At 41.0% G+C, this 11,720-nt stretch carries 11 protein-coding genes; 5 read left to right on the top strand and 6 right to left on the bottom strand.

From position 1 onward, the window contains the following. Positions 1-83 precede the first annotated feature (83 nt). From A33I_RS14465 to A33I_RS14450, 4 genes are all read right to left on the bottom strand, one after another. Positions 84-389: a DUF3243 domain-containing protein gene (locus tag A33I_RS14465; RefSeq protein ID WP_012960369.1), complete on the bottom strand. Its 306-nt coding sequence runs from the start codon at positions 387-389 to the stop codon at positions 84-86. Between the two features lie 130 nt (positions 390-519). Continuing rightward, positions 520-1,209: a hypothetical protein gene (locus A33I_RS14460; protein ID WP_012960368.1), complete on the bottom strand. Its 690-nt coding sequence runs from the start codon at positions 1,207-1,209 to the stop codon at positions 520-522. Then, positions 1,206-2,081, bottom strand: coding sequence for an ABC transporter ATP-binding protein (locus tag A33I_RS14455; protein WP_022629054.1), 876 nt, complete (start codon positions 2,079-2,081; stop codon positions 1,206-1,208). Before A33I_RS14455 ends, A33I_RS14460 begins: the two co-directional genes overlap by 4 nt. Then, the gene (locus A33I_RS14450; RefSeq protein WP_031311681.1) at positions 2,082-2,447 is read right to left on the bottom strand and encodes a GntR family transcriptional regulator; all 366 of its coding nucleotides are present in this window, start codon (positions 2,445-2,447) and stop codon (positions 2,082-2,084) included. A gap of 222 nt (positions 2,448-2,669) precedes the next feature. On the opposite strand from A33I_RS14450, the gene A33I_RS14445 reads away from it, so the two are divergent. The 4 genes from A33I_RS14445 to A33I_RS14430 are packed head-to-tail and all read left to right on the top strand — an operon-like array spanning position 2,670 to position 7,897. Further along, positions 2,670-4,139 (top strand): PTS mannitol transporter subunit IIBC, encoded by a 1,470-nt coding sequence (locus A33I_RS14445; RefSeq protein ID WP_022629053.1) that lies wholly within the window; start codon positions 2,670-2,672, stop codon positions 4,137-4,139. Between the two features lie 30 nt (positions 4,140-4,169). Then, positions 4,170-6,311 (top strand): BglG family transcription antiterminator, encoded by a 2,142-nt coding sequence (locus A33I_RS14440; protein ID WP_022629052.1) that lies wholly within the window; start codon positions 4,170-4,172, stop codon positions 6,309-6,311. Between the two features lie 13 nt (positions 6,312-6,324). After that, positions 6,325-6,759, top strand: coding sequence for a PTS mannitol transporter subunit IIA (locus A33I_RS14435; RefSeq protein WP_022629051.1), 435 nt, complete (start codon positions 6,325-6,327; stop codon positions 6,757-6,759). 1 nt (position 6,760) lies between these two features. Further along, a complete protein-coding gene (locus A33I_RS14430; protein WP_022629050.1) occupies positions 6,761-7,897 on the top strand; it encodes a mannitol-1-phosphate 5-dehydrogenase in 1,137 nt (378 codons plus the stop codon). Positions 7,898-8,161: 264 nt separating this feature from the next. Here the strand turns inward: A33I_RS14430 and A33I_RS14425 are convergent, their stop codons facing one another. Both A33I_RS14425 and A33I_RS14420 read right to left on the bottom strand, forming a co-directional pair. Next, entirely contained in the window at positions 8,162-8,533 is a 372-nt protein-coding gene (locus A33I_RS14425) for a spore coat protein (protein ID WP_022629049.1), read from the bottom strand. A 48-nt stretch (positions 8,534-8,581) separates the two neighbouring features. Beyond that, positions 8,582-8,890, bottom strand: coding sequence for a hypothetical protein (locus A33I_RS14420; protein WP_022629048.1), 309 nt, complete (start codon positions 8,888-8,890; stop codon positions 8,582-8,584). Between the two features lie 430 nt (positions 8,891-9,320). On the opposite strand from A33I_RS14420, the gene A33I_RS14415 reads away from it, so the two are divergent. After that, positions 9,321-11,702 carry a 3-hydroxyacyl-CoA dehydrogenase/enoyl-CoA hydratase family protein gene (locus A33I_RS14415; protein WP_022629047.1) on the top strand — a complete coding sequence of 794 codons (2,382 nt, stop codon included), beginning with the start codon at positions 9,321-9,323 and terminating at the stop codon, positions 11,700-11,702. The last annotated feature ends 18 nt before the right edge of the window (positions 11,703-11,720 follow it).

Here is an 11,720-nt window from a genome sequence, read left to right as displayed (position 1 = left end):
AATGAGGGATTTAATCGGGCTTACATTGGGGCACTGTCTGAGGTCAAACTAAAAAGGCTGCCCGCTAGAGGACAGCCTTTATATTAGTTTGTAGATTGTGCCAATCGTACAAGCATATGTGCTAGATGATGACGCTGTTCTTGATCACCTAATTGCCATAGTTCTTGAAGAAGCTTTTCTTCACGGTTTCTAGGGTCTTCTTTTGCAGCGAGGTAATCGCCGACTTTTTCAGCATATTTTGCCAGTGTCTCTTCGCTCATGCCTAATTTTTCACCTTTTGCTACTTTGTCACCTAAGTAATCCTTAAACTGCTCAAAGTTTTGCAGGATCTCTTCTTTTTCTTCAGGAATAGATTGTTGAACTTCACTCTCAATTTTGTTTTCGTTCATTTTATAAAACCTCCTGATCCAAATTTTGGTGTACAGTAGTCTGTTCCCATATAGAAAGATCCTAAACATTTTAACCGAAAATAAGACGATCCTCCTATGATGGAGAATCGTCTTTGATATGGAAAAGTTTTTAGATGGAAGCTTTTGATAGACTGAAATAGCTTATGACTCCTAAAACAAAAGTTAGTGCAAGCATAACAAGAAATTCTGTTATAAACGTACCGCTGTTTGGTAAAGTGATCATCCAATCAATGATTGGTGTATGAATCGCCGGGATAAATAATAAGAGCACGGAAGCTGCTACAACAGACAGCATAGCCCATTGACCAAACCTCACTTGTAAGGAGGCAAGGAAGAATAAAAGCATTCCAAGCATACTCATAATTAATCCATCAGCCACTAGATTTACCCAAAATCCATTACCGGAAGAAAGAACGGAATCCCACGTGAAAAACGTAATTTCACTTTGAATAAGAAACGATTGAATTAGATCGATAAAGAAAATGTAGAGTTGATTAATGAGAGAGAATACAAGACTAAGCAGCAAAGTGAAAATCGTCACATTGAAAACAAATGCCTTTCTAGTCGTTCCTAAGTGAATCGCATGTTCAAAATCCCCGCTGCTTAATAATCTGTAGCCAAAAATAGCAAGGAACACATACATTGGTGCATTTGTCATCACAATCATATTAGGAATTCCAAGAAATAACACGAGTAAAAGGAAGAAGAGAACAAACCCTGTCAAAATCGCCCAGAAGGTGATGAAGCTCTTTTTTAAATCAGACATAATCATCGTACTTTGTGCAGTAAATTGTCTCATATTCTTGCCTCCTTTTTTCCGTCCGTAAGCATGACCATAGATTGCTGGAGGGTCAGTGTCTTTTTCTCGATCGATGGCGGCAGCGCGTCAAGCACTAGATCAGGGTCATATACAGTAGCTGAGTATTCGCCGATAAAAGACGACTCACTCAATAGTTTAACCTCATTAAGAAGCGGGGCGATTGCTTCTTTAGATCCACGCAGGACATACGTCTTTTCCTTTAATGCCTCTACGCTTTCTGTTAAAGCAAGCCGTCCATGATTGATTAGGTGGATATCTTGAAACAAATTGCTTACTTCATCGATTAAGTGAGTGGAGAGTATGATCGTTCTTGGGTGAATGGTGTAATCATCGAGCAGCAAATCATAGAAGGTTTGTCTTGCTGCTGCATCCATACCGATATACGGTTCATCAAAGATTGTGAGAGGGGCTCTGCTTGCAATACCGATAGAAATTCCAAGAGCTGAAGTCATACCTTTTGATAATTGAGATACATTTTTATTTAACGGCAGATTAAAGGTTTGGATATACTCCATAGCGGCCTCTCGGTCAAGGTTTGGAAAGTAGGCCGGAGCAATCTTCAATACATCTTTCACTTTCATCGCAGCCTTAAAATTACCGCTCTCTTTTATAAAACAGATTTTTGATTGAATAGCAGGGTTATCAAATGGTGTCTCCCCGTCAATAAGGATGGAGCCCGCGGAAGGAAGGGACTGACCAGTCATCAATTTCATCAATGTTGTTTTTCCTGCACCATTTCGACCAAGCAGTCCATAAATCCGGTTCTCTTCAAACGTACATGAAATAGAGTCAATGATGGTTTCTTTCTTTATCCTCTTAGACACGTCATTTAATACGATATTCGTGCTCATTTATTTTCCTCCCTTGTTGATCATCTCAATAATAGCCTCTTTTGATAACTGGAGTTTTTCTGCCTCATGAAGCAGCGGGGTAATAAAGTCATTACTGAACTTTTGCCTGCGTTCCTCAAGCAGTTTCTCTCTGGCACCTTCTGCAACAAACATACCTACACCCCTTCGTTTAAATAATATTCCTTGCTCTACTAAAAGATTGATCCCTTTTGCGGCTGTGGCAGGATTAATTTGATAATGTTTAGCAAATTGATTTGTAGAAGGAACTTGAGCGCCTTCTGCTAGTTCATCATGGATAATGTTATCAGCGATCTTTTCAGCGATTTGCAAAAAGATGGGCCGTGAGTCATCGAATCGCTCCATCATTACCTCCTTGGTTCATTACTTATGTAACTAACCATATTACGGTTACAAATATTTGTCAATAATAAGATTAAATAAATAATACTGATGGTGTTTTCCAAAAGATGTTTTTAATTTTGTCACTAAGGACATTGACGAAATTGCATTTAGATAGTGTTGAGAAGCCTATGAGAGCGCTTTACTATTAGAGTATAAGATTTATTACTTTTTGGGGGAGGAATGAACATGCCAAACGAACAAAGAAAAAACGCTGGTGTAAAAGCAAAGATTCAGCGATTTGGCAGTTATTTAAGCGGCATGATTATGCCTAATATAGGAGCATTTATTGCTTGGGGGATTATTACAGCCCTATTTATAGAAACCGGATGGATGCCTAATGAAAATTTAGTTCAGCTGGTTGATCCAATGATTATATATTTACTTCCATTATTGATTGCGTTTACAGGGGGTAAGATGGTCTATGACGCACGTGGAGGGGTAGTCGGAGCAACAGCTGCCATGGGTGTGATCGTCGGTGCAGATATTCCGATGTTTATCGGTGCGATGATTATGGGGCCGCTTGGCGGATATGCGATTAAGAAGGTCGATCAATTATTTGAAGGAAAAGTACGCTCTGGATTTGAAATGCTGGTCAATAACTTTACGGCTGGATTTGTCGGGTTATTTCTCACACTGCTTGCTTATCTTGGGGTAGGTCCAATTGTCTTAGCCTTTAATGGTATTTTAGCAGCAGGTGTACGTGTCATTGTAGATGCTGGAATGCTCCCGATTGCGAGTATTTTTGTTGAACCAGCGAAAGTATTATTTTTAAACAATGCCATTAACCACGGTATCCTTGGGCCATTAGGTATTCAAGAAGCCACAGAAACAGGGAAATCAATTCTATTTATGCTAGAGTCTAACCCTGGTCCTGGTCTTGGGATTTTACTTGCCTTCTTAGTGTTTGGAAGAGGAGCAGCGAAGTATTCTTCTGGTGGAGCGGCAGTGATTCACTTCTTTGGGGGGATTCACGAAATCTACTTCCCGTACATCTTAATGAAGCCGATGCTTTTATTAGCAGCCATCGCCGGCGGTGCGAGCGGTGTATTCACATTCATGCTGTTTAACGTAGGATTAGTAGCCGTACCATCACCGGGAAGTATTATTGCTTACATGCTGATGACGCCTCGCGGGGATCATTTAGGAGTGCTGTTAGGTGTCATTGTGGCAACAGCTGTTTCGTTTGCTGTCGCATCTCTTATTTTAAAAAGTTCAAAAGATGACGAAGATGGTTTAGAAGAAGCAACGTCAAAAATGGAAGATATGAAGGGCAAGAAAAGCAGTGTCAGCGGTGCTTTAACAGCTGAATCAACATCTGAAACAACAGAAGAAGTAACAACAACTGCTGATCAAGCAGGAAAACTTGACCCAAGCAAGATTAATAAGATCATCTTTGCATGTGATGCCGGTATGGGATCAAGTGCGATGGGAGCCTCGATCTTGCGAAATAAAGTGAACAAAGCAGGGCTCTCAATTGAAGTAACAAATAAAGCAATTAATCAGATTCCAGATGATGCTGATTTAATTATTACTCATAAAGATTTAACGGATCGCGCAAAACAAAAGCAGCCGAATAAAACGCATATTTCAGTTGAAAACTTTATGAATGGTGCAAAGTACGATGAGATTGTCAATGAATTAAAGGGTGACGAATAAAAAACTCGCCGGATGAACGGGGGTGATTCAATGTATTTGTCAGCAAGGGAAAGACATATCATTCAGTATTTAATCGAAGCCGAACAAGGCATCACGATTAAGGAAATAGCCGACCGATTAAATGTCAGCACACGAACGATCCATCGAGATATACAAGGGATTGAGCAGATGTTAACTCAATATGAACTGACGTTAGAAAGGCAGTCGGGTGTTGGGTTAAAGCTCACCGGAAGAGATACTAAAAAGATAGAGTTAAAAGAGCTCATTACAGAATCTGAGCCTAATGAGTATACACCTTGGGAGCGGCAGCAGCTGCTCCTATCTATTCTCCTGCAAGAACGAGAGCCGGTGAAGCTGTTTACGTTAGCCAAAGAAATTGGTGTAACGATAGCTACGATCAGCAATGATTTAAATAAAATCAATGATTGGCTGCAGTCATTTGATCTTGAAATGGTGCGCAAGCGCAGTTACGGGATTGAAATACAAGGGGATGAACCTAAAAAAAGAATGGCGCTCAGACGGTTGATTACAGACAAAGTGAGCGAGGAAGAGCTGGTGTCTATCCTGGAGTCTTACCGCTTAAAAAGTGAACTTGGGGAACAAGCGTCTGAAAAGCTTCTTTATTTAATTGATCTAAACGTCATTTTAAAAGTGCTGGAAACGCTGCATGAGCTTCGGAGAGATGGGGAGCCGATTGCAGATGTCTCCTATGTTGGTTTAGCTGTTCATTTAAGCTTAGCAGTTGATCGTATCAAGCGTGGCGAGAAAATTGAAAAGCATTCCGAGGGATTTGAAAAAGTGTTAAAAACAAAGGAATATGAAGCAGCTAAACGGTTAGTTAAAAAGCTCGAAGAAACCTTTTCCATCGATATTCCTCAAATAGAGGTCGCTTATGTAGCGATGCATTTACTCGGAGCTAAGCAAGGGGATGATGGCAGCTTCTTTTTTCAGGAAACGTCACTTGATATTGCGATGCGGGCGAAGAAATTAATCGAAGCAGTTGGTGTTCGCACAGGAGTCGCGTTAACCAATGATCACTCATTGTTAGAAGGGTTGATCAGCCATTTAAAACCTGCATTGTTTCGTATGGAGCAAGGAATGAAAATTTATAATTCGATGCTTCCTGCTATTAAAGAAGGTTACGCGCCTTTATTTAATACGATCAAAGAATGTGTAGTCGAAATTTTTCCGACGTGGTCATTTCCAGATGAAGAGATTGGGTATCTTGTGATGCATTTTGGATCAGCCATTGAACGGTCGAAAAAGAAAGCTGTGATAAAAGCGATTGTCATTTGTTCAAGCGGCATTGGGACATCTAAGCTTTTAGCAACAAGGCTTGAAAAAGAGATCCCAGAAATTCAGGGGATTACGCATATGTCAGCATTTGATATTACCCAGGATCAGATTCCTGACCATACAGTGGTTATCTCAACGGTTCCCTTAATGTCAATTGATCCTTATTTTCTCGTTAATCCATTTTTATCTAAAAAAGAAGTGGACCGGATCCGTCAGTATATCCATTCATACAATTGGAACCCAAACAATAAGACGAAAGAACAGGCTGCTGACGCAAAAGAGGTAAGCAAGATGGAACATCAAATAGATGCTGAGAGCGCTTCTGATAACAAATGGGCGAAAGAAACGGTTTTGAGTGAACTCGGTTATATCGAGCAGCTCAGTTCCTTGATTAATTCAGTGTTATCTCATTTCAAATTAAAGAGTTGGCCTGTGTGTGAGTCACTGAATGAGTTAATTATTCAATTAGCGAAAGACCAGGAAGACAGCTCACTTGTTCGTAATAGCGAATTAGTTGCAGATGCGTTAATGAAAAGGGAAGAGCTAGGAGGCCTTGCCATTCCAGGAACAACGCTTGCTCTATTCCACACCCGAAGTGATGCCGTAGACATTGCGACGTTTACTGTACATGAGCTAGAAGAATCGATGCTTTTACGTGGAATGGACAATGAAGACACTGAAGTGAAACGGATTTTATTGATGCTCGCCCCGCTGGAATGGAATAGAGAAGGGCTTGAATTAATGAGTTTCATTAGTGCTCTTGTCATAGAAAGCAGCGAATCCATCCGTCAATTTGAAACGGGTGATGAGCAAGAGATTTTTACCTTGCTTGAGAAAAAACTGAAAGAGTATTTAATTACTAAATTACAAAAATAGGAGTGTATCAAACATGGCTAAAGCAGTATTACAACTAGAGAATATTTTACACGGTGAGAATGTGCAAACGAAGGAGGATGCGATTCAGACTGTGGGGGGGCTTCTTCATAAAAACGGCTATGTCAACGCAGAGTATATAAACAAAATGATGGAGCGTGAAGAGCTGACATCAACTTATATGGGGAACTTCTTAGCGATCCCGCACGGAACAGAAGATGCGAAAAAAGAAGTGATCGAATCAGGTATTACGATTATGCTCCTAGACCAGCCGATTGATTGGGATGGAAACGAAGTAAAGCTTGTCATTGGTATTGCAGGTAAAGGGGATGAACACTTATCAATCCTATCAAATATTGCAATCACATGCTCTGAAGAGGATACACTACAGCAGATTTTAAATGCAGGTTCAAAAGAAGAATTAATGAGCTTCTTCAACGAGGTTGAGTAATATGCTTGCTGTACACTTTGGAGCCGGAAATATTGGACGAGGCTTTATTGGAGAAGTACTCCATAAAAATGGCTATGACATTTACTTTGTTGATGTCGCCCAGCCTTTAATTGACCAGTTAAACGAGCAAAAATCGTATTACATTCGTTTAGCTCAGGAAAAAGAAGAAACGGTCCTTATCAAAAATGTTTACGGGTTGAACAGTCAAACCCAAGCAGATGAGGTCATAGATACGTTAGCAAAAGCTGATTTAATTACGGTGTCTGCTGGAGTTAATATTCTTCCGCTGATCGCACCGATTCTTGCAAAAGGGTTATTAAAGCGAGTGGAAGCAGGAGCTGGTGCAGTCGATGTCATTGCGTGTGAAAATGCGATTGGTGCATCAACGACGTTAAAAGGACATGTCTTAGATGAGATGAAAGACAATAAAGCAAAAGAAGCAATCTTAGCGAACGTTGGATTCCCCGATGCCGCTGTAGACCGAATTGTTCCTAATCAAACGAGAGACGGATTAAATGTACTTGTAGAGCCTTTCTTTGAATGGGTTGTGGCTGCAAAAGGCATGAAGACAGGAGAGCGTCTTCAAGGGGTGAACTATGTAGAAGAACTCAATCCTTATATTGAGCGAAAGCTGTATACAGTGAATACCGGCCATGCCTGCCTGGCGTATGTAGGATTTGCACAAGGAATTCCTTCGATTGCAGAGGCGGTGGCAGATCAATCGATTCGTAAGGAACTAGAGGAAGTATTGAAAGAAACGAGCCGTCTCTTAGAAGAGAAGTATCAATTTGATGGAGCAGAACTAAAGGAATACCGCGAAAAAATCATCAACCGATTTGAAAATGTACATCTGTCAGATCCTGTTGAGCGAGTTGGAAGAAATCCCCTACGAAAGCTAAGTGCTTCTGACAGGCTGATTGGGCCGCTTGTGCAGCTTTATAATCGTGGGATTAAGGCGCCTCATCTGGTTAAAGTGGCAGCCGCAGCATTTCAATTTGATGTTCCTTCAGATGAAGAGAGCGTTAAGATTCAGAGCATGCTGAAGGAAAAAGGTGTGACAGAGACCATTATTGAGGTGACATCATTATCTGCAGACCACCCATTGGTTACACAGATTAAAGCAGAAATAGAAGCATGATAAACGGCTTTATTTGGAGTGCAGGCGCAACTCAAGGATGAAGTAATTGTATATTTTCTGGACGTTTATGCGTCAGTAAGTGAGCTGATTGCGTTTGTTCATCGAGTGATTGCGTCGCTTAATGACTAAATTGCGTCAATTCATTGTAATTGCGCCCATTCCAAAGAAAAATGCGTCAATTGAAAGCATAATTGTATCGCTTCACAGAGTCATTGCGTCATTCCAATAAAAATGAGCTGCCCGCTATAAGGCAGCTCTATTTTTTTAGTTCATCGAAGGATTGCCGCTGCCATTTCCATAAGGAAGCTGGTTTGTGTAGCCTTGGAATTGTTGATAGCTTTGCTGCATTTTCTGTGCTTCAGCAGCTTCTAGCGCATAGAATCCTTTTCGGAACATCACATTATACAAATCGCGCTGACAGTCTTGCGTTTGCTGGCAAATGCCGGCTAAGTCCTGATACAAAGCAGCGTGGCTTGCTTCGTTTAAAGCAATGCTGTAAGAAGACGTCATGTATTTTTCTGTTGCAAGCTGATCGTTAATGAAATCACGCTCAGACATTTGCGTATTTTTAGGAACTTGAAGCTCTGGATTTTTAATTTTGTTTTGCTGTTGTTGTTGCTGTTGCTGTTGATTCATATGAGATTCCTCCTAATTAACTTAATGCTAATTAACTGATGCTAAAGCTTACTGCATTGGAATAGTTGATTGAGCTTGAGTCGGCTGCAAATGCGTTAAGATTTTCTCATAGTGCTGCTGATGCATCATACCAGCTTTCTCAAGTGCTTGCTTAATCTCTTGGTCCTGACATTGCTCAGCAAAAAAATGGGCTTTTTTTGCGGCAAGTAAATTCCACGAAAGCATATCATTTAAATATAGAGAGTCTTTTGTTGTAATCACTTGCGGCGGTTCAGGATACTGCATTTGCCCCGTTTGTGATTGAGACATGTTTCCTTGTTGCATAGCTTGCTGTTGTGGTGTTGGTTGTTGTTGCATAAGGAAAACCTCCTTTTGATCATAGAAAATCTTGCGTACCAAGCTTTTTGATACAGCTTTAGTGTTAGGGAACAGGGCGAGATATATGCTATGAACAACTAGGACAGTTTACAAAACAATGGAAATATGAGGTGGGGAGCCATAAATATAAAGGCATTAAACAAACATTTAATTAATAATATTTGATCAAACAATAAGAAAGATGATAATTTTCAGAATTATGTATTGCAACTGAACGACAATTCATTTATTATAAAGATAGAAGTTACGACAAATTGCTCGTTGCCTTTTTTTTGAGGAAATAATGAATGAGTATTCATTCGGTAGGTTTCCTGCATATGAAATCAACAGCAATCATATATAAGGTAAGGCTTGGACAAATCATTTATCCTAATGGATCAATCAGAACTAACGATTAAGGGGGAGAACAATGGGTAGACAAATTAAAAAAGCAGCTGTCATTGGATCGGGAGTTATGGGCTCTGGAATTGCTGCTCACCTTGCAAATATCGGAATCCCATCATTATTATTAGACATTGTTCCAAGAGAGTTAACACCACAAGAGGAAGCAAAGGGCTTAACGCTTGAGAGCAAAGCCGTTCGTAATCGTATCAGTACAGAGTCAATTAAGCGTCTGGCTAAACAAAAACCAGCTCCGCTTGCAACTAAATCACTTGCTACATACATTGAGCCAGGCAACTTAGAAGATGACCTAGCGCGTCTTAGCGAGGTTGATTGGATTATTGAAGTAGTCGTTGAGAACTTAGATATTAAACGTCAGTTATTTGAAAAAGTGGATGCGGTTCGTACACCTGGTACAATCGTCACTTCTAATACATCCGGAATCTCCATTGAAGCAATGGCAGAAGGCCGTTCAGAAGATTTCCAAGCACATTTCCTTGGAACGCACTTCTTTAACCCGCCTCGCTACTTAAAGCTTTTAGAGGTGATTCCAACAGAGAAAACAAATCCAGACGTACTGTCATTTGTGAAAGCGTTTGCTGAAGATACACTTGGTAAAGGTGTGGTTGAGTGTAAAGATACACCTAACTTTATCGCAAACCGTATCGGAACTTACGGACTTTTAGTAACAGCTAATGAAATGCTTAAAGGGGAGTACTCTGTTGGAGAGATTGACTCTGTAACAGGACCTTTAATCGGCCGTCCGAAGAGTGCGACGTTCCGTACATTAGATGTCGTTGGACTAGATACATTCTTACACGTTGCTAAAAATGTGTTTGACGAAGTGGAGGGTGCGGAAAAAGACGTATTTGACCCGCCTGCATTTATGAAGGAAATGGCTGAAAAAGGCATGCTCGGAAGCAAGAGCGGCCAAGGCTTCTTTGTACAAAAGCGTACGGAGAAGGGGAAAGAAATTTTAGAACTTAATCCAGTAACGCTTGAATACCAAGAGCGTAAAAAGCTTCGTGCAGCCTCTGTAGAACAAGCAAAACAAGCGAAAAAGCCTGGTGATAAGTTAAAGGTGCTTGCTTATGCAGATGATCGTGCAGGACAGTTGATCTGGAACTTAGTGAAGCCAACCTTATTATACTCTGCTGAAAAAGCATATGAGATTGCAAATGACATTAAAGCTGTTGATGAAGCAATGCGCTGGGGCTTCGGCTGGGAGCTTGGTCCATTTGAAATGTGGGATGCGATCGGTGTGGCCAAGTCTGTTGAACGTATGGAAGCAGAAGGCGAAACGGTTCCTGGCTGGGTAAAGGAAATGCTTGAGACAGGAAACGAAACATTCTATAAAGGATCAAGCTACTTCCACCAGGGTGAATATAAGGGTGTGGAATCAAACCCTAAAAACATCCATCTGAAATCATTAAAGCCAGACAATGTGGTAATGAAAAACAGCGGTGCATCACTTATTGATATCGGTGATGATGTAGCATTGCTTGAATTCCACTCACCGAACAATTCCATCGGCCTTGATGTGATTCAAATGGTTAATAAGTCTATTGAAGAAGTAGAAAAGAACTTTAAAGGGCTTGTGATCTCAAACCAAGGAAAGAACTTCTGTGTCGGTGCGAACTTAATGATGATCTTAATGGAAGCACAAGATGATAATTTCTTTGAGATTGATTTAGTTATCCGTCAGTTCCAGCAAGCGATGGCCAATGTACGTTATTCAGCAAAGCCTGTTGTCACAGGACCGTTTGGAATGACGCTTGGCGGCGGAGCAGAGATCTGCCTGCCTTCTGCAAGCATTCAAGCAGCTCATGAAACGTATATGGGACTTGTTGAAGTCGGCGTCGGCCTCATTCCTGGCGGCGGAGGAAACAAAGAATTGTACCTTCGCAACCTTGAAAGCCTGCCGCAAGGAGCACAAATTGACCTTCAAGCAATCGCAAATAAAACATTTGAAACGATTGCCATGGCAAAAGTGGCAACATCGGCTCATGAAGCGCGTGAAAATGGCTTCTTAAGTGAACGCGACGGGGTTGTAATGAATGGGGAACACGTCATTCACCGTGCGAAACAGCAAGTCATTCACTTAGAAGAGTCTGGCTATCGTCCGCCAGAGCGTAAGAAGATTCCTGTAGTTGGTGAAACAGGCTATGCGACACTGTTGCTTGGAGCAAAAACAATGAAGTTTGGCGGCATGATTTCTGATCACGACTTAAAGATTGCCGAGAAGCTTGCATTCGTCTTAGCGGGCGGCCGCGTCCCTAAAGGAACACTTGTGGATGAGCAATACTTGCTTGATTTAGAGCGTGAGGCGTTCTTGAGTCTTGTTGGTGAGCCGAAATCACAACAACGTATGCAATACATGCTGACAAAAGGAAAGCCGTTACGTAACTAATTCAAACAGGTAGGAGGG

The sequence above is a fragment of the Alkalihalophilus marmarensis DSM 21297 genome (genome assembly GCF_000474275.2).
GTDB classification, from domain to species: domain Bacteria; phylum Bacillota; class Bacilli; order Bacillales; family Bacillaceae_D; genus Alkalihalophilus; species Alkalihalophilus marmarensis.
This window is presented reverse-complemented; position numbering and strand designations above follow the sequence as displayed.

Excerpts from the sequence above, each read along its gene's own strand:
- A33I_RS14465 (WP_012960369.1), bottom strand. The coding sequence starts at position 389 with ATGAACGAAAACAAAATTGAGAGTGAAGTTCAACAATCTATTCCTGAA.
- A33I_RS14420 (WP_022629048.1), bottom strand. The coding sequence starts at position 8,890 with ATGCAACAACAACCAACACCACAACAGCAAGCTATGCAACAAGGAAAC.
- A33I_RS14425 (WP_022629049.1), bottom strand. The coding sequence starts at position 8,533 with ATGAATCAACAGCAACAGCAACAACAACAGCAAAACAAAATTAAAAAT.
- A33I_RS14450 (WP_031311681.1), bottom strand. The coding sequence starts at position 2,447 with ATGATGGAGCGATTCGATGACTCACGGCCCATCTTTTTGCAAATCGCT.
- A33I_RS14445 (WP_022629053.1), top strand. The coding sequence starts at position 2,670 with ATGCCAAACGAACAAAGAAAAAACGCTGGTGTAAAAGCAAAGATTCAG.
- A33I_RS14455 (WP_022629054.1), bottom strand. The coding sequence starts at position 2,081 with ATGAGCACGAATATCGTATTAAATGACGTGTCTAAGAGGATAAAGAAA.
- A33I_RS14435 (WP_022629051.1), top strand. The coding sequence starts at position 6,325 with ATGGCTAAAGCAGTATTACAACTAGAGAATATTTTACACGGTGAGAAT.
- A33I_RS14430 (WP_022629050.1), top strand. The coding sequence starts at position 6,761 with ATGCTTGCTGTACACTTTGGAGCCGGAAATATTGGACGAGGCTTTATT.
- A33I_RS14440 (WP_022629052.1), top strand. The coding sequence starts at position 4,170 with ATGTATTTGTCAGCAAGGGAAAGACATATCATTCAGTATTTAATCGAA.
- A33I_RS14415 (WP_022629047.1), top strand. The coding sequence starts at position 9,321 with ATGGGTAGACAAATTAAAAAAGCAGCTGTCATTGGATCGGGAGTTATG.
- A33I_RS14460 (WP_012960368.1), bottom strand. The coding sequence starts at position 1,209 with ATGAGACAATTTACTGCACAAAGTACGATGATTATGTCTGATTTAAAA.